Annotated in this window: 21 protein-coding genes and 1 tRNA gene; 9 read left to right on the top strand and 13 right to left on the bottom strand. The window is 53.5% G+C overall.

Annotation, left to right across the window (positions count from 1 at the left end; genetic code table 11):
• The first annotated feature begins 52 nt into the window (after nucleotides 1-52).
• Nucleotides 53-355 (top strand): DUF308 domain-containing protein, encoded by a 303-nt coding sequence (locus AC2FNV_RS09605; protein ID WP_170807823.1) that lies wholly within the window; start codon nucleotides 53-55, stop codon nucleotides 353-355.
• Nucleotides 356-830: 475 nt separating this feature from the next.
• On the opposite strand, the gene AC2FNV_RS09600 is transcribed toward AC2FNV_RS09605, so the two are convergent.
• Genes AC2FNV_RS09600 through AC2FNV_RS09590 form a run of 3 tightly spaced genes read right to left on the bottom strand, consistent with a single transcriptional unit; the run spans nucleotide 831 to nucleotide 4,181 of the window.
• Nucleotides 831-2,264 carry a phage terminase large subunit family protein gene (locus AC2FNV_RS09600; protein ID WP_496773133.1) on the bottom strand — a complete coding sequence of 478 codons (1,434 nt, stop codon included), beginning with the start codon at nucleotides 2,262-2,264 and terminating at the stop codon, nucleotides 831-833.
• Nucleotides 2,251-2,721, bottom strand: a complete 471-nt coding sequence (locus tag AC2FNV_RS09595) for a DUF5681 domain-containing protein (protein ID WP_496773117.1) — start codon at nucleotides 2,719-2,721, stop codon at nucleotides 2,251-2,253. Before AC2FNV_RS09595 ends, AC2FNV_RS09600 begins: the two co-directional genes overlap by 14 nt.
• Nucleotides 2,721-4,181: a DNA methyltransferase gene (locus AC2FNV_RS09590; protein ID WP_496773115.1), complete on the bottom strand. Its 1,461-nt coding sequence runs from the start codon at nucleotides 4,179-4,181 to the stop codon at nucleotides 2,721-2,723. The genes AC2FNV_RS09595 and AC2FNV_RS09590 overlap by 1 nt, the downstream gene beginning before the upstream one ends.
• A gap of 337 nt (nucleotides 4,182-4,518) precedes the next feature.
• Between AC2FNV_RS09590 and AC2FNV_RS09585 the strand changes: the two genes are divergently transcribed.
• The 3 genes from AC2FNV_RS09585 to AC2FNV_RS09575 are packed head-to-tail and all read left to right on the top strand — an operon-like array spanning nucleotide 4,519 to nucleotide 6,823.
• Complete coding sequence (locus AC2FNV_RS09585; protein WP_496773113.1) at nucleotides 4,519-4,761, top strand: DUF3489 domain-containing protein; 243 nt, start codon at nucleotides 4,519-4,521, stop codon at nucleotides 4,759-4,761.
• Entirely contained in the window at nucleotides 4,758-5,165 is a 408-nt protein-coding gene (locus AC2FNV_RS09580; RefSeq protein ID WP_496773111.1) for a DUF2924 domain-containing protein, read from the top strand. The genes AC2FNV_RS09585 and AC2FNV_RS09580 overlap by 4 nt, the downstream gene beginning before the upstream one ends.
• Complete coding sequence (locus tag AC2FNV_RS09575; protein WP_496773109.1) at nucleotides 5,165-6,823, top strand: recombinase family protein; 1,659 nt, start codon at nucleotides 5,165-5,167, stop codon at nucleotides 6,821-6,823. The genes AC2FNV_RS09580 and AC2FNV_RS09575 overlap by 1 nt, the downstream gene beginning before the upstream one ends.
• Before the next feature lie 331 nt (nucleotides 6,824-7,154).
• Here the strand turns inward: AC2FNV_RS09575 and AC2FNV_RS09570 are convergent.
• The 9 genes from AC2FNV_RS09570 to pyrH all read right to left on the bottom strand — a co-directional run bounded on the left by AC2FNV_RS09570 (nucleotide 7,155) and on the right by pyrH (nucleotide 17,098).
• Nucleotides 7,155-7,244: transfer RNA gene (locus AC2FNV_RS09570), tRNA-Ser, on the bottom strand.
• Between the two features lie 57 nt (nucleotides 7,245-7,301).
• Nucleotides 7,302-9,728: a DUF3772 domain-containing protein gene (locus tag AC2FNV_RS09565; protein WP_170608163.1), complete on the bottom strand. Its 2,427-nt coding sequence runs from the start codon at nucleotides 9,726-9,728 to the stop codon at nucleotides 7,302-7,304.
• Entirely contained in the window at nucleotides 9,728-10,762 is a 1,035-nt protein-coding gene (locus AC2FNV_RS09560) for a cysteine synthase A (protein ID WP_170608165.1), read from the bottom strand. Before AC2FNV_RS09560 ends, AC2FNV_RS09565 begins: the two co-directional genes overlap by 1 nt.
• Nucleotides 10,763-10,957: 195 nt before the next feature.
• Nucleotides 10,958-11,110 carry a hypothetical protein gene (locus AC2FNV_RS09555; RefSeq protein ID WP_170475416.1) on the bottom strand — a complete coding sequence of 51 codons (153 nt, stop codon included), beginning with the start codon at nucleotides 11,108-11,110 and terminating at the stop codon, nucleotides 10,958-10,960.
• Nucleotides 11,111-11,806: 696 nt separating this feature from the next.
• A complete protein-coding gene (locus AC2FNV_RS09550) occupies nucleotides 11,807-12,247 on the bottom strand; it encodes a TrgA family protein (RefSeq protein WP_170475418.1) in 441 nt (146 codons plus the stop codon).
• A 17-nt stretch (nucleotides 12,248-12,264) separates the two neighbouring features.
• Nucleotides 12,265-13,473, bottom strand: coding sequence for an SAM-dependent methyltransferase (locus AC2FNV_RS09545; protein WP_170475420.1), 1,209 nt, complete (start codon nucleotides 13,471-13,473; stop codon nucleotides 12,265-12,267).
• A gap of 61 nt (nucleotides 13,474-13,534) precedes the next feature.
• Nucleotides 13,535-14,968 (bottom strand): cryptochrome/photolyase family protein, encoded by a 1,434-nt coding sequence (locus AC2FNV_RS09540; RefSeq protein WP_170608166.1) that lies wholly within the window; start codon nucleotides 14,966-14,968, stop codon nucleotides 13,535-13,537.
• A 46-nt stretch (nucleotides 14,969-15,014) separates the two neighbouring features.
• Nucleotides 15,015-16,241 (bottom strand): aminotransferase class V-fold PLP-dependent enzyme, encoded by a 1,227-nt coding sequence (locus AC2FNV_RS09535; protein ID WP_170608168.1) that lies wholly within the window; start codon nucleotides 16,239-16,241, stop codon nucleotides 15,015-15,017.
• A gap of 104 nt (nucleotides 16,242-16,345) precedes the next feature.
• On the bottom strand, nucleotides 16,346-17,098 hold the full coding sequence (pyrH, locus tag AC2FNV_RS09530; protein WP_170475426.1) for a UMP kinase: 753 nt from the start codon (nucleotides 17,096-17,098) through the stop codon (nucleotides 16,346-16,348).
• 97 nt (nucleotides 17,099-17,195) lie between these two features.
• Here pyrH and miaA point away from each other — a divergent pair, with 97 nt between their 5' ends.
• From miaA to AC2FNV_RS09505, 5 genes are all read left to right on the top strand, one after another.
• Complete coding sequence (gene miaA, locus AC2FNV_RS09525) at nucleotides 17,196-18,089, top strand: tRNA (adenosine(37)-N6)-dimethylallyltransferase MiaA (protein WP_170608170.1); 894 nt, start codon at nucleotides 17,196-17,198, stop codon at nucleotides 18,087-18,089.
• Nucleotides 18,090-18,425: 336 nt separating this feature from the next.
• Nucleotides 18,426-20,096, top strand: coding sequence for an ABC transporter substrate-binding protein (locus tag AC2FNV_RS09520; protein WP_170608172.1), 1,671 nt, complete (start codon nucleotides 18,426-18,428; stop codon nucleotides 20,094-20,096).
• A gap of 120 nt (nucleotides 20,097-20,216) precedes the next feature.
• A complete protein-coding gene (locus AC2FNV_RS09515; RefSeq protein WP_170608174.1) occupies nucleotides 20,217-21,263 on the top strand; it encodes an ABC transporter permease in 1,047 nt (348 codons plus the stop codon).
• A gap of 13 nt (nucleotides 21,264-21,276) precedes the next feature.
• Nucleotides 21,277-22,740 carry an ABC transporter permease gene (locus AC2FNV_RS09510; protein WP_170608176.1) on the top strand — a complete coding sequence of 488 codons (1,464 nt, stop codon included), beginning with the start codon at nucleotides 21,277-21,279 and terminating at the stop codon, nucleotides 22,738-22,740.
• Between the two features lie 93 nt (nucleotides 22,741-22,833).
• A complete protein-coding gene (locus AC2FNV_RS09505) occupies nucleotides 22,834-24,921 on the top strand; it encodes a dipeptide ABC transporter ATP-binding protein (RefSeq protein WP_170608178.1) in 2,088 nt (695 codons plus the stop codon).
• Nucleotides 24,922-25,016: 95 nt separating this feature from the next.
• Here AC2FNV_RS09505 and AC2FNV_RS09500 read toward each other — a convergent pair whose 3' ends face one another.
• Nucleotides 25,017-25,595, bottom strand: coding sequence for a lytic transglycosylase domain-containing protein (locus AC2FNV_RS09500; RefSeq protein WP_170475437.1), 579 nt, complete (start codon nucleotides 25,593-25,595; stop codon nucleotides 25,017-25,019).
• Nucleotides 25,596-25,774: the final 179 nt, after the last annotated feature.

Below are 25,774 nucleotides of genomic sequence, written 5' to 3'. Positions count from 1 at the left end.
CGATGACACTTGATGCAGCCGCAGTTCGAGGCTGTTCTTACTACAGGGCATTTTGCTCGTTCTCGCCTGCGTTCTCGCTCTCATTTACCCTCTGACGACCAACGTCGCGCTTGCGGTATTTCTCGGGTGGAAGCTGCTCTTCAGCAGCATCGTTCAAGCCGTTACACTGATAGGTAGAAGCAAGACTCCGGATTTCTGGCTGCAACTGATTTCGGCCGCGATGTCGGCGATCGTGGGCTTTGTCCTCCTGCGCAATCCTGCTTGCCGCGATTGTCGGAAACGCTATGTCAGGACAACGCCGGAAGCCTCCTCCAATCACAGGGCCATAACTGAAGTTCGGTCCAAATTCGGGTGATGTGAGCACAAGGACGAATGGCAGTTTCGTCCGCGATCTATTGGTTCGAGTAACAAATTTCGTCGCGCTCTGATCGAATGGCCGGTTTTCTTGCCGCGTTGCGACAACCAAAGCTCAGCAACCGCAGAATAATCCGCGCTGCGTGCGCACGCAGCAGGATTTGGACACTTCTCCTATGGGCTCGGTGCAGTCACCTGACTGATTTACTCAGATGACCGGTTAGCGGCTTTGAGCGGACGTTCAACCCAGAAAACTCGGACTTTCGACCAGGAACGACCGCTCTCACCGAAAGCGGTCATTTAACGCCGCCAAATTGGGCAGTTTTGAACCGGTCATTTGTTGTACCGGTTTCGGATGTCTCACATGCGGACAAAACTGCCGCTGAACAATAGCAGAGCTTGACCGCATTCAGACCTGCACGGCGGGGATTTTACCGAACTCGTAACTTGTCCCATGCATACAGAGTTTGGTCCGATCACCCGCTTATTACCCTTCCGGTCATTCCTTTGAAGCGGGAGCAATGTTTGATTCCCTGTCGCGGCCAACTGACGAATAGTAGCGCTTGAGAGAGGGCATCGACCTGATCGTCGAATTTACCGTGTGGGAACTCCAAAACCTCTTTCAGGAATAACTCGCGATAATGCGTGGCCACCGGCAAGCGCAACTCACCGCGTTCGATTTTTGGTGACTGAATGGCCATCCGCTCGAGCTTTGCTGGTCCAGGATGGTGTGCATGAAGGCCTTGCCAGTTATCACGCCTCAGATGATCATAGAGGCCGCGCCCGACTCCGGCGGCCTCAACCACCAGAAGGTCTGGCTTCCATTTTTTCCGGAGCTGCGACGCAGCTCTCAGCAGATCGGGTTGAAGATACTGCTCACGGTGAACGTCGAGAAGGTCGATGTAGTTGCCGATGAGACCAAATGTCAGACATACAGAATAGTCGTTTGATTCTCCCGGGACTGCAGCCGGATCCCAGCTTTGGATTATGGCTTCGTAATCTTTAGGGCGCAGATCGGCTGGAATGCGACCGAACCATTCGGGTTTGATAATCGAGCCATCGCTAAGTGTCGGAGCCTGCTGATACTGCGCCTCAAAGGCTTGACCACCCATGCTGCGGCGCATCCGTTCAAGTTCTTCCTGGCCCATGTGGTCGGGCAATAGGACATCACCGGGAGTGCGCGCCCACGTTTCAGTCTCCGTGAGCCGAATCTCGCGCTCGCGTGTTTCAACGGCGGGAAGTTCCAGCACTTCCCAGTCTCCAGTGGCCATCAAGCGCCCGGGTAGATCATCTAGATGCAAGCGCTGTGCGACCACAACGATGGCGCCTTCTTTTGGTGCATTTAGGCGTGTGGCCGCTGTGGTATTAAACCAATCCCAAGTAGCCTCACGCTTGGCCTCAGACCACGCCTCATCAGCCTTTATCGGATCGTCGATGATCAGGATGTCAGCGCCTTTCCCAGTGAGCGCGCCTCCGACCGATGTGCTCAGCCGAAAGCCTGCCTTCGTCGTTTTCACCTCTTCGACAGATGCGCGTCCCGGATCGATCTCAACTTCAGAAAAGATCGCTCGGTACCAGTCAGTTTGCATAAGGTCTCGGCTTTGGCGGCTGAACGTCTCCGCCAGGCTGGACCCATAGCTGATGGTAACGATCCTCTTTGTAGGATCCCTCCCCAGGCCCCAGGCGGGGAAGGCCACAGACGCGCAATGCGACTTGAGGTGTCGTGGTGGCATAAGGATCAAGAGCCGCTGCAGCTCACCGGCAAAGACGCGCTCGAGTTGATAGCAGATCGCTCGAACGTGATTACCGTAATGGTAAGTCGAACCCGGGTTCAGCATGTAGAAGGTCCGTTCGACGAAGGAGTAGAGATGATAGTGGTAGAGCGAGGCGAAGAGTTCAGAAGTTGTCATTTGGGTCACTGTCAGGGTCCTCCGGTGTCTGTTCAGTTGCAGGGGCGTATCCTTCCAAGTCCGCTCTCACCTCTTCCAAGATTTCTAACCAGGTGAGACGGTTGTTGAGGACCGCCAGGTCTTCGGGTCCTAATCTCTGGGGCGGTGGAGACTGAGAGGCGGTGACTTCGGATCCGAGCTGTTCGGTTACGAACTTCACAGCAGCCATGTCGCCCTTCATTGCTTTCATGAAGACCGCCACCAGCATCGCCTCGTCCTGGCTCATCGAGACCTTGTTGCCGTTCTCGATGACCACAATCTCTTTTTCCGCGAGCTTCTTTAGTTTATCGCCAAGCGACGCTTGCTTTTTAGGCTTGCCCGAAGGGTTTCCCGACTGGCCCTTCTTCCACTGACTGTGCGTAGGCGGAGTCTTGTAGCCTCCGCCCGTGATGCCTTTTGATGTCGGTTTCTTGCTCATCAGAAGCCCTCCTGTTGCGGGGAGCTCGCAGTACCGTACTCCGGAGCTGTTCTATCACCGCCCGTATCATCGAACGTGATGCCGGTATCCGCATGCACGGCCAACCCGCCGGTCATCTCCTGCCAGCGCCGGATCGCGAGATCGACGTATCGCGGTTCTATCTCAATGCCGACGCAACGACGCCCTGTGCGTTCGGCCGCGAGCAGCGTCGTACCGGATCCAAGGAACGGATCGACGACCATGTCCCCGGGAGCGCTCACATCGAGCAGCGCGTCCATGACCAATCGGATTGGTTTGACCGTTGGATGTGCCCCAAAGTCATCATCGCTGTCGGACGCACCACCCGTGGCGCCGGCGTAGTGCCAAACGTTTGAGCGGTTCCGCCCATACTTGCCGAGCTGGACATTGTTGAGATGTCCCTGCCCCGGTTTGCGAACGACAAAGACCAGCTCATGCTGACTGCGATAAAGGCTGCCCATGCCGGGGTTGGATTTAACCCAGACGCAGATGTTAAGCAGCTCCAGGCCGAGCACAGTCAAGGCCTCCTCCAATTCTCCGACATGGCGCCAATCAATACAGGAGAACAGGATGCCGCCCGGTCGCAGCACAGTTACGGCGTTGCCAAGCGTTTCGACGAGGAAAGCGACATACGCTTCGCGATTCAAATCACCCGAGGCCTCGGCGAACTCAGTGAAGCCCTGTTTTACCCCGCGCACGTGACCGTTGATCTTCACATTGTAAGGCGGGTCGGTGAAGACGGCGTCGGCCACGTCCCCGTTGAGAAAGACGGCCAACACATCCCCGTCGCGCGCTGTGCCGCACAGGATGCGGTGATCCCCGAGGCACCAGAGGTCGCCAGTACGCGCCGTGGGATCTGTGGCGGCGCTTGCTAAACCTGAGACGTCGTCGTCCTGATCCGGTTCATTTGCTCCCCCAACGTCAAACTGAATGGCCTCGATCTCGGGCGTGGCGAAGCCCGGGATCTCAATCTCGCCGCTGATCTCGATGATGTCATGGATTTCTAACCGTAGGACCTCGTCGTCCCAGACGCCAGTCTCCTGCAATTTGTTAAGCGACAAGGCCAGGCGGCGGATCTCGACTTCGGGCAGGTCATCGACGACGATGCAGGGCAGTTTCACCGCCTCGAGGCGCCGAGCAGCTTCAAGACGCGTATGTCCATCGATCACCTCGTAGCGCTCGCCACCCGGTTTGCGCCGCACCAGGATCGGGATCCGGAAGCCATAGCGTTCGATGGCCCGAAGAACCGATTCCTCCTGACCTTTCAACGCGCGGCGTACCCGTCGGGGCCCGGCATCGATAAGTTGTAATGCGATCCAGACAAGACCGAGCTCGGGGAAAGGGTCGTTCTGCAAAGGCGCGGGTGTGCAGCCTGTTGTATTGGTGGCGTCCGATGGTCCAGCATCTTCAAGGCCGGGGGCCGGGTTGATATTGTCATTCATAGTCTTGCCTCCATGGTTGATGTCGGGATGCAAGACTGTGACTGGGGACACGTCGCAAGGAGGCAATACCAGCCGACAGTCTACGCATCCCTTTGGTTGCTAGTCGGTGGTCGCTGCCTCCTGCAGCGACGGGTTGAGTGACCAATACGCCAGAGAGGTCGCCAGATCAAGAGATTTTTTTGTTGGTTGACAAACGCTTATGGGGATTTAGGCAATTGGACGCTGTCGACTGGACTTCCTCTCTGAACAGAGCGTTACTCAATACAACGCCCGGTTATTCGGGCGTGCCTCGGTAGGACCGGCAAGGTGCCGGTCCGGTCAATTCGAGGAGGCCAACATGCCCAAAGTAAAAACGCACGCTAAGCCCAAGACCAAGTCCGCGCTCGTCCTGAGCATGCTCACCTGCAAATCCGGCGCAGACCTAAGCGCCCTGCAAAAGGCCACCGGCTGGCAACCACATTCAGTCCGAGCGGCGCTCAGCGCGCTGCGGAAAGCCGGCTACCAGATCGACCGTCTGCCGCCGAAGACCAAGTCCACCGGAGCCATCTACAAGATTGCAGCCACGCACGACGCGACATGAGCTTGCCAACCGTCACCGAGATCGAGGCGATGGACCGGTCGGCACTGATCGCGGCCTGGGACGCGCTTGTCGGATCGCCTGTCCCGAAGGGGCTCAGCCAGTCCTTCCTGCGCCGCTTCCTTGCCTTCGAAGTCCAGTGCCGGCGCTTTGGTGGGTTGCCCAAGAGGTTTGTTCGGGGTCTCGGGCAGAAAGCTGATCATTCGCTCAAAAAGCACATGTCCGGCCCTGCGCCAGGTGGCCGTCTCCTAAGGGAATGGAACGGGATCACCCATGTCGTCGATGTAACGGACGGCGGTTATCGCTGGAACGGAGAGTCTTATCGATCGCTCTCGGCCGTAGCCCGCGCCATCACGGGAGCCCGATGGTCCGGACCGCGTTTCTTCGGTCTAAGGGAGGAAGGGTGATGGCGCCGTCTAAAGTTCGCTGCGCGATCTACACCCGCAAGTCGTCTGAGGAAGGTCTCGATCAGGACTTCAACTCGCTCGATGCCCAGCACGAAGCGTGTGCGGCCCTTATCACCAGCCAGAAGCAGGAAGGCTGGGTGCTGGCCCGAACCCGCTTCGATGATGGCGGCGTATCGGGCGGCACATTGGAGCGCCCTGCCCTGACGCGGTTGCTGAGCGAGATAGACGCGGGCCGTATCGCCATGGTGGTCGTCTACAAGATCGACAGGCTGACGCGCTCGCTGGCCGACTTCGCCCGCCTGGTCGAACGGTTCGAAGCTGCGGGCTGTTCCTTCGTTTCTGTGACCCAGGCCTTCAACACCGCCTCTTCGATGGGGCGGTTGACGCTCAACGTGCTTTTGTCCTTTGCCCAGTTCGAACGCGAGATCACTGCGGAACGCATTCGCGACAAGATCGCTGCCTCGAAGAAGCTCGGCATGTGGATGGGAGGGGTGCCGCCTTTGGGGTACGATCCGCATCCTAATCCGCAGGTCCGGGAACTGGTGGTGAGCGCCGCAGAGGCCGCGACCGTACGCGCGCTTTTCGACCTTTACGACCGCCACGGCAATATCAGCGATGCGGCACGCGCCGCTTCAGAGATGGGGCTGCGCTCCAAGCACCACCGGTTCCGCTCAGGACGCGAGCAAGGCGGCGGGCATTTCTCCAGCGGACAGCTTCACAAGATCCTCACAAACCCGGTCTACCTTGGTCAGATCCGACACAAGAAGAAGATTTGGCCTGGGCGGCATCCCGCGATCATTGACCAGGGGCTCTGGGAGCGGGTGCACGCGAAGCTGCAGGCGGCCTCGCGACGCAAAAGGGGACAAACGTCGGATACAAGCACTGCCCCCCTCACCCGCAAGCTCCGCGACGAGACCGGGGATCGGCTGACACCCACTCACAGCCTCAAGGCCGGCAAGCGCCACCCCTACTATGTCTCGAACCGACTGATCATCGGCGGTCCCGATCCGACCGGCTGGCGTCTGCCGGGGCGCAAGCTGGAGATCGCCGTGGCCACCGCGATCGCGGACCATCTCGATCAGGCGGCATTGCAGCACCGCTTGATGGCCATGCCTGATCTGCGCGGAGATCCAGAGCTGGAAGATCGTGCCGGTGTGCTTGTCTCGAAGCTGCGCGGATCGGATCCAGATCTCCTAAGTCGTCTCGTGATACGCGGAAGCATCGCGCTGAAGAACATCTCCCTCGAGCTGGACGCGGCGACGCTGGCGAAGGCCCTTGGCGTATCGCAGGTCGTACTCGCATCAGACCTGCTCGAGATCACCGCGCCCTTCAGCATTCGTCGCCGCGGTGTCGAGGCGAAGCTGGCCATCGGCGAGCGTGTGCCAGAGCCCGATCCAACCCTCCTCCGCACCCTCGCTGAAGCGCATCGTTGGGCGGCCGAGCTGCGCCGTGGCGTCCCGATCAAGGCCGTTGCGCACGACGCGGGTCATCGCGACGTCTACATTCGCACCCGTGGTCAACTCGCCTTCCTCTCACCAAAGATCCAGGTCGCGATCCGCGATGGCACACAGCCTCCGGAGCTCACGCTCAAGCGTATTCTGGCGCAACCCGTACCTCTCGATTGGGAGGTCCAGGAACGGCTTTACGGGATCGGCTGATCGATCGTTTCGCGCGCCGGGCAAATTCCCTGCACATTCCCTGCTCAGCACACCAGGGAATTGCGCTCTATGTCATTGTTCAAGATTGAGAAATCAGCGACTGATACCGTTGAAACGGTTCCATTTGGCGAAAATTCCCTGCAAATTCCCTGCTAGCAGGGAAATCCCTTGCAAAACCGACCCCGAATAGTCAGGCACAGAGACACAAAGCCGAAAAGGCGCGATTAAGGTCTCTGGTGGGTGTCTCCAGGCAGTCTACAACGGCGTAAACCACCGTAAATACGGGGCAAACAATCAATTTTAAATTATATAAAACAATAGGTTAGGTCAATGGCGGAGAGACAGGGATTCGAACCCTGGAGACGGTTTCCCGCCTACACACTTTCCAGGCGTGCGCCTTCGACCACTCGGCCACCTCTCCATGTCGGCGATACTTGGACCATCGAAACGAGATTTGCAAGGCCAGAATAAAGTCGAATTATGCCTCGTCGCCGTCGTCGGATTCCATATCAGTTTGGTTTAGGTCAACAGGCCCGGCTTGCCTATTAACTGCCGCACTTTTCGCAGGCACCTTGGGTTCTCCAACTGATGTTTCGTGAAGAACTTCGGCATTACGCAACCAAATATCGCGCTGGGCAAATGGGATTTCGATGCCTTCGTCGACGAACCTGCGGTTGATCTCATGGTTCATATCGGATTTGACAGATAGAACCCAGTTCACGTCCCGAAGTATCGCGCGGATTTCGAAATCAAGCGAGTCGGCACCGAATCCTTGAAAGACTATGTTTGGCGCGGGATTGGCCAGAACCATGGGATGGTTGTTGGCAATTTCACGCAGAATATTCTCAACTTTTTTTGTATCAGTGCCATATGCAACACCCACTGGAACGATTACTCGACCAATTGTGTTACCTCGGGTGTAATTGGTTACGACCCCGCTTATCAGGTCTGAATTCGGAACAATCACGTCGGTCCGGTCGAAGGTTTCAATTCGTGTGGAACGAACGGAAATATCCCGAACGTAACCCATCATTCCGTTTACATCGATCCAATCACCCTTTGAGATAGGACGCTCGACCAATAAAATAATACCCGAGACGAAGTTTGAAACGATGGTCTGCAGTCCAAAACCGATCCCGACCGACAGTGCGCCAGCGACGATTGCAAGCGAAGACAGATCAAACCCAGCCACGATAATCGCAGCGAGTGCGGCAAAGAAAATGCCCACATACCCGGTTCCAGCGACAATGGCGTTCTGGCCGCCGGGATCGATACTCGTCTTCGGTAGAAGCGAATTGCGTAATCCGCTTTGCAACAATCGCGTCAGGGTATACCCGATGGCGAACACAGCGACGAATGTCAGAAAGTTGCTGGGGGAAATTGTGACACCGCCAATGTCAAAGCCCAACTTCAAACGTGACCAGGCCTCGCTTAAATCGGATTGTCGTGCGCCCCAATACAACGCGAGTATCGGCAGCGACAAAATTGCGAGTAAAAAGCCGACTAAAACAGAGAACAACGAATCCTGAGATTTTTCACCCTGACCAGTTATCCAACCGTAGATCGCGGTGATGAACCTCTGAAAAATTACGAGCGCTGCAATCAACACCAAAGTTTTGATGGTTGGAAAAACGATTGCCTCGGCAGCGTTTATAAATCCGGCAGCAGCAAGAACAGGCGTCGTAATACCAAGCAAAAACAAAGCGCGACGGATGAACTCAATCACTTGGCTAAAGCCAGCTGCCCTACCGGAATAGGCTTCGTTTTCCGCCATTTCTGTCGTCGATTGGCGAACCTGCCGAATTCGAAGCAAAAGCAGAGAGCTCAGAACAATTACTGGGAACCCGACAACGGCCCGCGTCGCATCCGAAATATTTTCGATTTGTTCGAATAAAACAGCCAGCTCATGCAAAATTAACATCGCAGCGAGCAGATCAATGTAAACTCGCAATTCTTTGATTTTAAGGGCTGAAAGGCGCTTAAAGTTGTTGGACTGTCCCATCAAGAACGCTTGACGTCCGATCCAATCGAAGTAGAGGATTATCGCTGCCCAATACGGAATTTTCTCGAAAAGCAAGCTTCCACGCAGTCCAAGTACACCGGTCAGAACAACCGCTTCCACTAAGAAAACAACCCCGATCCACGGAAGAACTATACGCAACAGGGACACTATGAATGTCCACACACCGCTGCCCTTGCCACCAAAGCGCCTGAGATATTCGCCGCCTTTTTCGGACCATCGGCGACCATACAAAAGCAGTACCGCTGCGATAATAACCAAGATCAGAATTTGCGGTCCACGATCCTGCAACTGTTCTTTGAAAACGTCTGACCGAACGTTTTCAACTGTTTCATTGACCAAACTCCGCGCCGCTTCGGTCACGTCAATCCAGGCGGGTCCCCAATGAACCGGGTTAAGCGGTGAAGGCCCCCGCTCTAACAGTTCCTTTTTTTGGCGTTCGCGTATGATTTGGTCGATTTCGTTAATCAGACCGTTTGCTCTGCTGTATGCTTCTTCGGAAATAATCCGTGGGACCTTGAGACTATCTAATTGGGTTTCCAGATGGGCCCTCAGCGTGGCGATGTCTTCTGGTTCGGTTGTCCCTTCTTCAGGTTTGGGGCCCAAAGCCTTCAACTGGTTCTCAAGCGTCTGAATGCGATCGGTATTTGCACTGCGGGCGCTGTTAAAGTCTTCCCTGTAACTATTTATTTCTGAACGTAGATTTTCCAGTGAAGCGTTCGATGCTCGGTTGGCCTCGATCACTGCTTCGGCGCGATCCGCAGTACTTACCCACCCTCTATAATAATCGCTTTGCTTATCCGTTAGCTGGGCGAAAACCGGACCGCCCAGCCCGAACAGGCAAAGCATAACAAAGGCTAGGAACAGGCGAACCTGCTGCTGCATCATACGTCCTCAAACACGCCAGGTATGCTGCGAGGTGCTTCGGTCATCCAATCTGGAACAGGAAGCTCTTTTTCTCGCAAGAAGTCCGGATTGAACAATTTCGATTGATAGCGCGTGCCGTAATCGCAAAGGATGGTCACAATGGTGTGGCCCGGCCCAAGCTCACGTGCCAAACGCACAGCTCCGCCCATGTTTATAGCTGTCGAACCGCCCATAACCAAACCTTCCTCGCGCAGCAAATTGAAGATGTAAGGCAGTGCTTCGTTATCGGTCATCTGATAGGCGTAGTCCGGTTGGAACCCTTCAAGGTTTTTCGTGATCCGAACCTGGCCAATACCCTCGGCGATTGATCCGCCTTCCATCGCTATCTCGCCGGTGGTGTAGTAAGAATAAAGACCTGCACCCATCGGATCGACCAAACCGACCTTGACACCTTTTGGCTGTAGCGCCTCCGCCACCCCAGCAAGCGTGCCGCCAGACCCCACCGCGCAGACGAAGCCATCAACCTTACCGTCGGTTTGCTCCCAAATTTCTGGTCCGGTGGTTTCAACATGCGCCCGACGGTTGGCAACGTTGTCGAATTGGTTGGCCCAGATCGCACCATTAGGCTCAGTGTGGGCCAATTCCTCTGCCAAGCGACGCGAGTAATGCACAAAGTTGTTGGGATTGCGATATGGCGCTGCTGGCACCTGAACCAGTTGAGCGCCAGCTAGACGCAGCATATCTTTTTTTTCTTCGGACTGAGTTTCTGGAATAACAATAACCGTTTTAAAACCCATCGACGCACCTACCAGGGCAAGTCCGATGCCGGTATTGCCCGCTGTACCCTCGACGATCGTTCCGCCCGGTTTCAATTCCCCCCGCGCAATCGCATCCCGGATAATAAACAGTGCTGCGCGGTCCTTAACCGATTGACCAGGATTCATAAATTCGGCCTTGCCCAGAATTTCGCACCCGGTTTCTTCGCTTATACGGCGCAGACGGATCAGTGGTGTTTTCCCGACCGCGTCGGCAAGGTCTCGTGCAATGCGCATGGCACCCTCTTGTCGTTAGGTTCGCAGAAGATTTACAGGTGCCCTGCCCCAACCACAAGCTGTGATAGCCAAGTACGTTGTCGTTCTGAATGAGGTGCTGGCCAGTGAACCAACATCGGCAAGGGAGAACTCTTGTTTTTCGGCTGTGCATCTGATCCTTGAAACCCAAGAACAGCTCTATTTTTCGACGTCCTTTTAGTCTTCGGCAGTCAGTCCACTACCTACGACGGTACAGACCAATTCCGCCAAAACTACAAATAAATATACGATTTCTACCAAAGCCCCGCATTCCGACTGAGCATCCCCAACAAACTCAAGGGCTGTCAATGCAATAAACGCTTCTTCCATTGCATCGTATCGTAGTGAATGGTCAGACTGGATGCTGCACCTTGTTCGGTCAATCCGGCAAAAGCATCCGAAATCCGCGGCTTGGGATCTTTGACTAGAAATCGGCAAACGGATTTGGTCAATCAGCAGACCCGAATCGCGCACTTGGGTAAAAAAAGAACGGCATCTGCACAGACAAGAAATGGACCGACATGCTTTCGCAAGTTCCAATGTGTCATGACGCTTTTTGTGCAGAAGGTTGGTGCTTTGATAACAGCGGCTTAGATCGGTTATTGACCTAGGGTCGATGGTGCGAAAGTATCACTTTTTATTTATTTCAATAGGTTCGAAATCAAAGCTCATTTAATTTAAAAGAAAAATTTTTGGCAAATCATGTGTTACTTAAATTTTTTATCGCCAAAGTTTGCACAGTGCTTGTTTCAAGCCTGTAGCCTACAAAACCCGTTTTGAGGACAATCTGGCCCAAATCGTTGCAACTCCGATAGGGTCCACGATCGGCCCATGTTGCGGAACCCGCTTTGGGCGCAATCACTGAGAAAATTGCTCTTGAATCTCGTGATCGGCCTATTCAGCCTTTAAAATTCGTTTCTCAGCACATTTACGTACTGGCAACCCTTTCTAAAACCAGAACATGTGGAAACACGGAAGAAAATGCGATTGTCACACCCGAAAACCTGCTTGCAGGGCTCCACCAACCTAATTCCACCGACGAGCAGCAATCTCGGTCATTATACCAGATACTACGGCTCCAATTACCAGAGTTAGAATAATTTCGGATGCCCAGAGCTGCTCGGCAAACCCAACCCCAATTTCAAAAATCGCCAATATAGCCTCAAATGGCCCTTCGAAACGGTTACGCATGGCCTGCCTGACCATCTCATACGTACCCTGAACGAATAGCCCCCAGAACACCAACGAAGCAACGCCTGTCAGACCATTATTAACCGCAGCCGTCCAACCACGACCAGCCCGTTTGCCCATGACGGTCCAGCCACACGCGACGCCAAGCGCCATGTTCACCACGGGGAAATACCCGTAGGATTTACCTTCCTCGCCGTTGGCCATTATCATGGACGAAACCAAAAACCCTATGACCAACAGGCACGTGGCGGCAACAAGGCGTGCAGCGGTAGGCATTTTGCTTGGTCCGTCCTTTAACTGGGTTTCGCTATTGTGATCTGTGTCACATCGCAATTACCCGTGTCAAAGGCTGCGCCACATGCAGTCAAATAATAATTCCACATGCGGCGAAAACGCTCATCAAAACCCATTTCTGAAATCTGATCCCATTTGGAATTAAAAGTTTCGTACCACCTTCGCAGGGTCAAATCGTAGCTTTTTCCAAACTCTTTAGATCGGACCAGTTCCAAACCGGCCAGACCAATTTGCTCTTTCAGAATTTTAGGAGCAGGCAGCATCCCACCTGGAAAAATGTATTTCTGAATGAAATCGATCCCGTTTTTATAAACATCCCAACGATGGTCAGCTACCGTGATAATCTGCAATGTGGCTTGAGCGCCAGGTTTCAAGCGCTCGCGTACAGTATCGAAATATACCGGCCAATATCTTTGACCAACGGCCTCGAACATCTCAATCGAAGCAATTCCATCGTATTGCCCACGTTCGTCGCGGTAGTCCTGGAGCTTGAAGCTCACAAGATCTGAAAGCCCTTTTTTATCAATACGTTCTCTGGCGAAGTTAAGCTGTTCTTGACTAATAGTCAGGCCTGTGACACGCAATCCACGTTCTTTTGCTGCATACTCGGCAAAACCACCCCAACCACATCCTATCTCCAGAATATGATCCCCGGGCTTGGCACCCATCTCGTCCACAAGGCTGGAATATTTCGCAGTCTGCGCATTTTCCAAGCTTTCCTGCCCTGTTTCAAAGATCGCGCTGGAATACGTCATGGTGTCATCCAGCCATAGGCCATAGAAATCATTACCCAAATCGTAATGGTAAGAAATATTCTTTTTCGCCTGCCGTCGATTGTTTCGGTGTAACCAAAATCGCAGTCTTTCATACGCACGGACCAAAAACTTGCCAGTGAAATCGTCATAGACTGTCTCGGTACCCAAGTGCACAAGGTCCATGAAAGCCCGAAGATCAGGAGTGCTCCAATCGCCCTCCAGATAACCATCCGAAAAGCCTAGTTCCCCCTCGCGGATCAACCGCGAAAAGACCTCGGGATCGTGGATATCCACTCGGGCCACCGGCCCCGGTTCTGCACCCTCGGCTCGAAACACGCGACCATCTGGCAGCACTATATCAAGCCGCCCGGCCTTCATATGGCCCAGCATTTTGAAGACTTGCGTAAAATATCTTGGCAGGTTCTCCTGCCCATCAGTCGTCGTCAGAAACATCCGCTCTCCCCTTTGCGGTTGCGACGTAAGGCTAGGACGGGATTTCGTTTCTGGCAAGTTTTCAATTCCTTACCGGTGATTTTCTGCTTTCGTACGCGGCCAGCGCCCGTTCACGCCCTTCTTTCAATCCGACGATCGGTTGTGGGTAAGAATCACTAGGCTTAAGCCCCCATGATCGGGGTACTGCGTCGAAATAGGCTAGTGCCGTAGACGTTGGGCTGGTGCTGCCTTCCGCTATCCACTGCTTGAGGTACGTTCCCTTTGGATCAAATCTTTCCCGCTGTGTCTCTGGATTAAAAATTCTGAAGAAGGGCGCCGCATCCGGACCAGACCCGGCAACCCACTGCCACCCCATTGCGTTAGCTGCCGGATCCCAGTCCGTAAGGCATTCAGCGAACCAATCCATTCCGATCTTCCAGTGAACCATCAGATGTTTAGTGAGGTAACTAGCAACAATCATTCTTGCGCGGTTATGCATCCGACCGGTCACGAACATCTGCCTCAAACCGGCATCGACAATCGGAACACCGGTACGTGCCTGTTTCCAGCAAACAGCAGACTTCGCAATTGTGCAGGTTTCCCACGGAAATTGTCCCCAGTCAGGCTTCCAGTTGTCAGTCAGCATGTGCGGAGTGTGGTACATCAGGTGATATGAAAACTCGCGCCAAATCAGTTGCCTCAGAAACGCATCAGTTCCTGACGCACCTAGCCTCGCTGCATTCTGAACCCTATGCCAAATTACGCGAGGGCTAATTTCTCCCAGCGACAAATACTCCGATAAATCAGAGGTTCCGGCCTGGCCCAAGTTGTCGCGTCGACCTGCATAATCACTGACGCGCCGCAAGAACGCGTCTAGCCGATCAAGCGCGGCCGCCTCTCCCGCTTTAACAAAGGAACGAACTACGTCAGCACCACGATTCATTTTACGATCAAGATGCCAATCACCCAGCCGATCAGATCGGGGCCATTTCGACATGGGCCGCAATGACCTGGGTTCTGGCCGCGGCGTCGCGACGTCGCGACCGCTTACCGCGCGCCACATAGGGGTAAACACTCGAAAGGGCTGCCCTGCCTTTGTCGCGACCTCCCAAGGTTCGAATAACAAATGACCAGCAAACGAGCGCGCCTCAATGCCCCGCTCTGCTAATTTTGACTTAATCAGAGTATCCCGGGTAATCGAAGTTGGGTCGTAAGAGCGTGTCCAAAAGACACTCGTTGCTCCAGTTTCGGCTATCACCGCTTCAAGAGCCTCCAGCGCAGATCCGCGACGGAAAATTAGGCGACTGCCGCGTGATTTTATTGTTTCGGCGAAAACTTCAAGGCCTAGACCCAACCGGAATTTTGGCGCAGCACCCAACTCTTGCACTGGGTCGTCATAGATAAACAACGGCAGAATTGGACGACCCGACGCTGACGCTGCCTCCAATGCAAAATGGTCATGCAGGCGTAGATCGCGCCTGAACCACAATATAATTGGAGAAAGCCCGTTGTTCATTTTCTAACCCGCTTTCCTACTGGTACGAAAACGAGCCGACGCTGGATCACAAAACGCTATCAAGCGCCTCAAGCAACTGATCAATTTCCTGTCGCGAAGTATAGTGCGTGAAGCTTAGCCTCAACACACCCTGATCTGGGTCAACACTCATCGCCTGAAGCGGACGAACGGCATAAAAATCCCCTCCGCCAGCCATTATGCCGTGCCCTGCAAGTTCTGCGGCTACCACCTCTGCTTTCCTATTTAGCGCCAAAGCTACGGTTGGCGCGCGCCGCCCGGCATCACTCGGTCCGATCAACCTCACAGCATTTCTGTTTTTCACGGCATCCAAAACAGGTTGCAGCAGAGAGATTTCGTGTTCGCGCATTAAATCGTGAACGAATGCTCCGCTTCCCGCCGCACTGTCTTTCGGCCCATTGTGATGATCGCAAAGTAAGTCAACATAATCCACCATTCCGGCGCTTGCAGCGATCTGAGCATGATCCGGACCGGCAGGTGTGAAGCGTTTATAAAGTATGTCACCGTTAAAATAATGGGCCTGATTGGGCAACAGATTGCCTAACGCTCGTCGAATAACCATGCAGCCTTGATGAGGGCCATAAGTTTTGTAGGCCGAAAACAAATAGATATCTGGGCCAAGCTCACCCACGTTCGGAAACCCATGCGGTGCATAGGACACTCCATCAACGCAGACGAACGCCCCAGCCGCATGAGCAATCGCGGTTATTTCGGTTACAGGATTGATTTCGCCCACAACGTTGGAACAATGGGGAAAACATACAAGACGCACACGCTCATCGAGTAGATTTTCAAGGTCTCGCGGGTTAAGCGACCCAGTCTCTGGGTCGATTTTCCATTCTCTGACTTCGACACCTTCTTCCGCTAAACGGCGCCATGGACCCGAGTTCGCCTCGTGATCTTGATTGGTGACGATAATAGCGTCACCCGCTTGCATCCATTGCCGGAAAGCTTGCGCCAGCACGTAAGTGTTTTGCGTTGTCGATGGCCCGAAAGACAATTCATCCGTGTCCACTCCCAACACTGCCGCAAGACGCTGACGAGCTTCATCCATCTCTTCACCGCCCAATCTGCTGGCTTCGTAGGCCGAATAGGGTTGAACCTTGCGCTGCGTGTAAAAGCGAAACAGACGATCAATCACAGGCTTGCAGGTGTACGAACCACCCGCATTCTCAAAAAAAGCCTGCCCGCTGAGACTGGGTTCCGCGAAGGCCGGAAATTGAGTCCGAACGAAGTCAATATCTAAATTGCTCATGCCTCTACTCTCCTCGGATTTGCTTCTTTGACAGACCGTAGTCAAAACAATGTGGAACGAAGGTTGTTCATTTGCGCGGGACTTTTTGCTATAAGATCAGAAGCTTATCCCTGAACCTTGGTGTACGTGCCCTCGCCCGCCAAAATACCTCGGAAGCCGCCGGGCTCATCAAGTCCGAATACGATCAGCGGAAGATTATTGTCTCGCGCCAGCGCTATAGCCGAAGCATCCATTACTCTCAGGCGTTTTGCGAGAACGTCGTCGTAGGTAACAGTTTTTAATCGCACAGCATCCGAGTTCGTCTTAGGATCTTTGTCGTAAACACCGTCAACGCCGTTCTTGCCCATGAAGATCGCTTCGCAAGCCATCTCATTAGCGCGCAGCGTTGCAGCAGTGTCCGTAGTGAAATAAGGGTTTCCGGTGCCTGCCGCAAAGATACAGACCCTGTTTTTCTCTAGGTGTCGCACGGCGCGACGGCGTATATACGGCTCACAGACCTCGTCCATACGAATGGCTGAAATGACGCGGGTAAAAACACCAATGCCTTCCAGTGCAGACTGCATTGCAAGCGCGTTCATTACGGTTGCTAGCATCCCCATATAATCTGCCGTGGTTCTCTCCATCCCTTGCGCTGACCCCGATAGACCACGAAAAATGTTGCCGCCACCGATGACCATGCAAATTTCCACGCCCAGATCGTGAACTGATTTAACTTCTTGCGCAATACGTTGGACTGTCGGGGGGTGCAGTCCAAAGCCCTGATCCCCCATCAGCGCCTCGCCTGATATTTTTAGCATCACACGCCTGTACTTTGTGTTTGGGGATTCATCTGTGTCTGTTGGCGGGGAAAGGGTCATATTGCGCTCCGGGCTGGCACGGGTTTATTTTCCGGCGCAAAATGGAGCAAAACTTCCGCAGGTTCAATGCGGATAGTCACGATTAAGGCGGACTTGAATGGCCGATACTACCAAGAACCGGCTGTTGGAACGGCTACCCGACCTTTCGGATGACAAACCTGTCCTAATTGCCGGGCCAACCGCATCAGGAAAGTCCGAACTGGCCTTGCAAATTGCCGAATGCTTCGGTGGTGTGATCGTCAACGCGGACGCCAGTCAGGTTTACGATTGCTGGCGCATCATTTCGGCGCGTCCGTCAGAGCAAGACGAAATCAGGGCGCGGCATGCACTGTACGGCCATATCGCGTTTGACCAAGTCTACTCCACTGGCCATTGGCTACGTGAAGTCATTCCTTTGCTTTCACGCAACACGCGCCCGATCATAGTCGGGGGCACCGGCCTGTACTTTTCCGCACTTACCGAAGGGATGGCCGACATTCCCACAACGCCACCGTCTGTAAGGGCTCTAGCGGACGAAATGGAGCTCCATGAATTGATCCGTGGGATCGAAACCAAAACCTTGCAAAGGCTAGATGCTAACAATCGCGCCCGCGTTCAGCGCGCTTGGGAGGTACAGGTCGCGACAGGTCGCTCATTGCGCGAATGGCAGGAGGAGACCCCTCCCCCGGCCTTATCACCGGATAACGCGGTTCCGATCGTCTTTGAAACGGACAAGGCTTGGCTGAACGAACGCATCACACGCAGATTTGACCAGATGGTGCAAATGGGTGCGCTGGATGAGGTTGCTGCTATGCGCGGTAAATATGATCCGGCTCTTCCATCTTTCAAAGCCATCGGTGTGCCGGAATTGATGGCACACTTGGACGGTCTATGTTCTTTGGAGGAAGCAACCGAAAAAGCCACTATCGCTACCCGGCAATTTGCCAAACGCCAGCGGACTTGGTTTCGCGCTCGTATGAAAACTTGGCATCGCTTCGACGTCGCCAATTAGTCAAATTTCAGTACTGAGCAATTCAGGAAAAAGAAGCAATGACAAAACATTATGGCACCTTCTTTGTCGATGATTGATTCTTGTTCGTTCGATCATTCAATATCCGTTTGTTCACAAATGGTTCAAACCACAGTTCGCCGACTTTCTAAACGAATGTCGTTTTTGTACTCTGGATGACGATTTCGAACATTGACGCGAGTCGAAAACTGGTGCCGAATACCCGCATGGGGATGTACAGTATCCGAAATCAAGAACCCTTCGCTTTACGGACCGGCCCTCAAAGGGTCGCGTAACGCATCGAACAATCAATAAAATACGTGTCACAGGGAGACATCTATGAGTAATCAACTATCCACCAAGAATAAGGTGCACTGGGCGGCAGAGATGCACGCGCAAGAGTACCGCGATGGCAAACTTAGCCGTCGTGAGTTCATGGCACGCGCCACAGCGCTGGGCGTCGCGGCTCCGGCGGCTTACGGTCTGATCGGACTGAAATCGCCTGCAGCCGCGCAGGAGCCTCAGCGTGGCGGCACTATTCGCTATCAGATGGAAGTACGCGCACTTAAAGATCCCCGTACTTATGACTGGACACAGATCGCCACGTTTACTGCAGGTTGGCTGGAATACCTAGTCGAGTACAACAACGACGGTTCGTTCAAGCCGATGCTGCTAGAAAGCTGGGAAGCCAACGATGACGCGACCGAATACACTTTGAATGTTCGCAAGGGCGTCAAGTGGAACAACGGAGACGATTTTACTGCAGAAGACGTCGCCAGGAATATCACGGGATGGTGCGACACAGCGCTCGAAGGAAACTCGATGGCGTCGCGTATGGCATCTTTGATTGACGAAGGGACGCAGCAAGCTGCGGACGGCGCAATCACTGTTGTCGACAGCCACACCGTTAAGTTGAAGTGTAACGCGCCTGACATCACCATCATTCCAGGTATGGCCGACTATCCAGCAGCTATCGTTCACAGCAGCCATGATGCCAACAACATGTTGGACAACCCTGTCGGTACAGGCTTCATGATCCCAGAAAGCCACGAAGTCGGCGTAAAGGGAGTACTGGTTCGCAACGAGGGCTTCGAATGGTGGGGCTACGAAGCGGGCAAAGGTGGTTATATCGACCGCATCGAGTTCATTGACTACGGCACTGACCCAGCAGCTTTCCTCGCTGCTTACGAAGCCGAAGAAATCGACATGAACTGGGAGTCAGTTGGTGAATTTGTCGACATCTTCGACGGCATCGGTCTGGTTCGGTCGGAAATCCCATCCGGGTTCACTATTGTTATTCGTCCGAACCAGTTGGCGGAAGACGCAAACGGCAACAAGATCTATGGCGACAAGCGTGTACGTCAGGCTCTCGCCATGGCTGTGGACAACGAAGTCTGTCTGGAACTTGGCATGTCGGGATACGGTATTCCCGCTGAAAACTGTCACGTTGGACCAATGCATCCGGAATATGACTCGGCAGTGACTCGCATCCCTTATGATCCAGCGGGTGCAAAAGCATTGATGGACGAAGCCGGAATGGGCGATTTCGAACATGAAGTGCAGTCAATTGATGATGACTGGCGTCGCAACACGACGGCGGCGGTCGTTGCCCAACTGAACGACGCGGGCATAAAGGCAAAGCATACAGTTCTTCCGGGGTCTACCTTCTGGAATGACTGGACCAAGTATCCTTATTCCTCAACCAACTGGAACCACCGGCCGCTTGGCACGCAGGTACTTGCTTTGGCCTACAAGTCAGGTGTCGCGTGGAATGAGTCCGGTTTTGCCAATGATGAGTTTGATAAGCTCTTAGCTGAAGCAAACTCCATTGCTGACGTTGACATGCGTCGGGAAGTAATGGCCAAGCTTCAGGCCATCATGATCGATGAGGGCGTGGTCATACAACCGTATTGGAGGACGGCAATGCGCCATCACCGTGACAATATGGTTGGCGTCGAAAAACACATTGCGGACCTTCCGCAGCTGTATAAATTCGGCATCGTTTCCTAAGCTGAAAAAGATAGGCCGCGCCAATCAGGCGCGGCCTTTTCGTCCTGATTGCGGCGAACATAAAAACAGCTAATCGTAAAGCCTTAAGGCATTTACGCAAGCCTACCAACAGGGGCTAACATGGGACTATTTATTCTAAGGCGCGTCGGCATCATGCTGCTGACTGCATTATGCCTAACTTTTTTGGTCTTTTTCCTTACAAACCTCTATCCGAACCTCGAAAAGCTCGCCAAAACGCAGGGCAATTTCAGAATGTCGGATGAGCAGGTCAGCAGTTACCTTGAGAAAAACGGGTACCTTCAGCCGACGCCTATCAAATATGGCGAATGGCTGGGTGTCCTTCCATCATACCGTCATACAAATGAAGACGGTACTGTTCAGGGTAGATGCATTCTTCCCGGTCAAGCAGCGGACGAAGCGCCTAAGTTTTGCGGTATACTTCAAGGATATTGGGGATACTCTACTGTTTTCAAAGAAGAGGTGTCGGTCGTTGTTGGCAACAGATTGGCGTTAACCGGACGATTGATGTTTTGGGTTATGCTGCTGATGGTCCCGTCGGCGCTTATTCTGGGCATTCTTGCTGGTATGAAAGAAGGTTCAGCCACGGATCGTACTTTGTCCACCTTCGCTATTACGACTACGGCTACACCTGAATATGTGTCAGGTGTTATCTTCATTGCGATTTTCACATCATCTGCCGTGGGCTTGAAATGGTTCAAGGGTACGGCAACTCAGGCGATGGAAAATCCGACGTTTGAGAACTTTTTCCTGCCTGTTCTAACAATTGCGCTGTATGGAATGGGCTATATCGCCAGGATGACCCGCGCCTCGATGACCGAGGTCATGACGGCACAGTATATCCGAACAGCGCGGCTTAAGGGTGTATCGTTTCCGAACATTGTAATGAAACACGCGCTGCGTAACGCTCTTATCGCGCCTTTCACCGTCATCATGCTGCAGTTCCCATGGCTGCTGAACGGCGTGGTGATCGTAGAGACCCTTTTCAATTACAAAGGGTTTGGTTGGGCGCTGGTTCAGGCGGCGGGGAACAACGACATCCAGCTATTGCTGGCAATTTCGGTCGTGTCTGTCTTTGTGGTGCTGGTTACGCAGCTGATCTCGGATATCGGCTATGTTTACCTCAACCCACGCATCCGTATTTCATAAGGGAGGATAGGACATGGAACCTCTTACCTGGACCGGCTCTATCGCCTTTCTGAACCCGCTGCTGGCCGTCGCTCTTGCTCTGATGGCTCTGTCGATTGTCGTGTGGATCCTGGCGAGCATCATCCTACCCGAACCACAGATGACCGTGAACCCGGATGGTACTCTGACATCAGGCTCTGGTGTACGGAACCTCATTCAATCGGTGCTGCGTTACAGCTTTTTGGCAAGCGTGGGTCTAGCGGTCGCTTATATCGTGCTGGGCATTCTGTTGGGAACCGGCGCTGGAATTATCGGAGCGATGTCGCAGCAATTCCTACCTGTCTGGCTATCGCTGATCATACTTTATGCCATGTCTATTGCGTTCAAACGCAAACTTGGGCTTTACGGTAAACTATTCGACAGCCCCATAGGGATGATCGGATTTGGTCTTGTGATGTTCTGGGTCTTCACCGGAATATTCGGTGCGCTGGACCTAATCGTCACTCACGATCCATTGGCTCAGGTTTCGGGAATGAAAAATAAGGTGCCCGGAACACCGCTACCCGGCTCGGAAGAAGGTGCCTATTCCTGGTACTTGCTCGGCGGCGACAATCTGGCTCGTGATGTTTTCAGTCGCATGGTCAAGGGTGCTTGGATCGTTGTCCAAATTGCGCCTCTTGCGACGATGTTTGCCTTCATGGTCGGGATCACGTTGGGTTTGCCTGCCGGATATTATGGTGGACGTCTTGATACGCTTTTGTCGTTTCTGGCGAACCTGATTTTGGCATTCCCGGTGATCTTGCTGTTCTACTTGCTGGTCACTCCCGAGATCGTCGCAACCGGCGTGCCGAACTATATGGCAGCCGTGCTATTCGTCTTTCCGATACTGTTCTTGGGCGTTTTGCTGAATTCGCGTTACTACACCCGCCCAAAATTCCGGACGCCTCTGTTGATCGGGGTTCTTGGTGTCGCGATCTGGCTCTACCTATCGCTAATCTCGACAGGCGGTTACATCATAAATACCGATAGCTACCGTATCTGGGGATTGCCGACCTATCTGGACCTGTTTGACATCCCCGGTGGTATTCTTGTGGTGTTTGTATCGGTTGTCTTTGTAAACTCGCCAACCGTGTTCCGTATTGTGCGTGGCCTGGCACTGGACATCAAAACCCGAGATTACGTTGCTGCAGCTCAAACCAGGGGCGAAGGTCCTTGGTACATCATGCTGTGGGAAATTCTGCCGAATGCGCGCGGTCCGCTGATCGTCGATTTCTGTCTACGTATTGGGTACACCACCATCCTTTTAGGAACCTTGGGTTTCTTCGGTCTTGGCTTGCCACCGGAAAGCCCGGACTGGGGCTCAACGATCAATGAGGGGCGTAAGCTTCTTTCGATTTATTTGCACCCTGCCCTTCCGCCTGCTTTGGCCCTTCTGTCGCTGGTTCTTGGCTTGAACCTTTTGGCAGACGGATTGCGAGAAGAAAGTCTGAAGGATTGACGTGATCAAATCCGGGGGCCAGCGCCCCCGGGTGCATGACGTATTTTTAGCAAGATGACGGGAAAACCCCCGACTCTCGCGAGGAGATAGAAGATGAACAAACTGGCGGACTACGACGGCCCAATACTAGAGATCGACAAACTGTCCATTTCATTTTTCACTCGCCTCAGGGAAATTCCCGCAGTAATGGACTTTTCAGTCAGTGTTGAACCCGGTGAGGCTGTTGGGCTGGTCGGTGAATCTGGTTGCGGAAAATCCACTGTCGCGTTGGGCGTGATGCAGGATCTTGGAAAGAACGGTCGCATTGTTGGCGGTTCGATCAAGTTTAAAGGCCGCGATCTATCCGAGATGACGACAGAAGAACTGCGAGACATTCGCGGTAATGAAATTGCGATGATCTATCAGGAGCCGATGGCTTCGCTTAACCCTGCGATGAAAATCGGCAAGCAGTTGATGGAAGTGCCGATGATCCACGAAGGAGTCGGTGCAGAAGAGGCTTATGCGCGGGCCTTGGAAGTGGTCACTGACGTTCGCCTGCCTGACCCTGAGCGTATGCTGAACTCTTTCCCGCATCAGTTGTCCGGCGGACAACAGCAGCGCATCGTGATCGCGATGGCACTTATGTCCAAACCCGCCTTGTTGATCCTAGACGAACCGACGACCGCTTTGGACGTGACAGTCGAAGCGGCAGTAGTAGAACTGGTAAAAGATCTGGGCAAGAAATACGGCACCTCGATGCTTTTCATTTCGCACAACCTTGGCCTGGTGCTGGAAACCTGCGACAGGCTGTGCGTGATGTATTCAGGCGAAGCGGTCGAACGCGGATCAATCCATGACGTTTTCGACGAAATGCAGCACCCCTATACTCAGGCGCTCTTTCGGTCTATCCCATTGCCCGGCGCTGACAAGAATTCGCGGCCGCTGGTGGCAATTCCCGGCAACTTCCCCCTGCCGCATGAACGCCCGCCAGGGTGTAACTTTGGCCCACGCTGTGACTACTTCGAAGAGGGTCGTTGCGATGCGCAGGATGTATTAATGCAAGCTGTGCCGGGGAATGATCGCCATCACACGCGCTGTTTGAAATTCCAGGAAATCGATTGGAATGCGCCAATCGCAGCGGCGGAACAAAAAGAAAAAGGTGCCATCGGTCGCACGGTACTTAAGATGGACAACCTCAAGAAATATTACGAGGTTGCGGCAAACGCCTTGTTCGGCGGCGGTGAAAAGAAAGTAGTCAAAGCCAATGAAACGTTAAGTTTCGAGGCACACGAATCAGAAACTCTGGCAATTGTAGGTGAGTCAGGATGTGGCAAATCAACCTTTGCCAAGGTCCTGATGGGGCTTGAGACAGCTACCGACGGACAAATTTTGCTGGATAATCGCAATATCGAAGACGTGCCCATCGAAGAACGGGACGCCAAAACCGTGGGCGAGGTTCAGATGGTTTTCCAGAACCCGTTCGACACATTAAATCCCTCGATGACAGTTGGACGTCAGATTATTCGAGCACTGGAAATCTTTGGTGTTGGAAATTCGGAAGCCGAGCGCAAAAAACGCATGCTAGAGCTGCTGGACCTTGTCAAGCTGCCACGTGCCTTTGCGGATCGGATGCCGAGACAGTTGTCAGGCGGTCAAAAGCAACGTGTTGGCATCGCGCGTGCCTTTGCGGGCGACGCCCGTATTGTGGTCGCTGACGAGCCGGTTTCAGCCTTGGACGTTTCGGTGCAGGCTGCAGTCACGGATTTGTTGATGGAAATACAGCGCGAACAAAAAACCACGCTATTGTTCATTAGCCATGACCTTTCCATTGTTCGCTACCTGAGTGACAGGGTCATGGTTATGTATCTGGGTCACGTGGTCGAGCTGGGCACCACCGATCAAGTGTTCAGCCCCCCTTATCACCCCTACACCGAGGCCCTTCTGAGTGCGGTTCCTATTGCGGATACTTCAGTAGAAAAACAACACATCGTTTTAGAGGGCGATATCCCGTCGGCTATGAACCCCCCACCCGGCTGTCCGTTCCAAACCCGGTGCCGTTGGAAATCCGAAGTTCCGGACGGTCGTTGTGAATCCCATGTACCCCCAGTGCAAACCCTCGCTGACGGCCATCAGGTCAAATGCCATCTGGCCGAGGACATTCTGGCGCGTATGGAACCCGTCATCAAAATTGCGGCCGAATAGCGTATTTTTTGACGCAGAAAAGGGCTGGTTGATCAAACCAGCCCACAATGCGCCTTGGGTTTGCAATTTGGTCAATCCAAACGTTGTTTGGAATTTTAACCGCCCCAGATGACTTTCACGTAATTCTGGGTTTCGGCATATGGTGGGATGCCATCATACTGCTCAACCGCCTTAGGTCCGGCATTGTAAGCAGCCAGCGCCAATCGCCAAGACTTAAACTTGCGATATTGCCAAGACAGATATCGAGCGCCACCTTCGAGATTTTGGATCGGATCGTACGGGTCAACGCCAAGCAATCGTGCGGTCTGGGGCATCAACTGAGCCAACCCAAGTGCGCCTTTATGGGACACCGCACCCGGATTCCATCCGCTTTCTTGTTGCACAAGGCGCAGAAACAGCTCCTCTGGCACGTCATGTTTGCGCGCAGCCTTTCGCGCATGATTCAGAAACTGACCCCGGTAACTTCCGGTGTACCGCTTGGAGAAGCCGGATGTTTCGGACTTTGGCTTCAGGCGTTCGGAATCGCGATACTGCGTCGCAGCGCGATTATCTAACACTCTGGCTTGCTTTAGAAAAATCGCCTTGCGATTCTTGGTAGATAGCACCTGCGAATGCACCGGAACGGACGTCAGGCACAGACATAAAGCCGCAAAACCACTCACCAGAACACGCATTAAAGGCAATCCCGTTCGCATATCAACCAGACCAATTATAAGTATCAGACCCCAAAATGAAAGCTTGGTTAACGCAGTCCTAAAATTTTTGCAGCGAAAGTTGCATGATCATCGATGTTTTAACCCTGGCACAGGCCGTATAGGGTCGATTCCAGAATTGGGCGCCAGATTCGGGTGTC

The sequence above is a fragment of the Ruegeria sp. BHSA163 genome, assembly GCF_059613365.1.
Note: the sequence above shows the minus strand (reverse complement) of the source record. Positions and strands in the feature narration are given on the sequence as shown.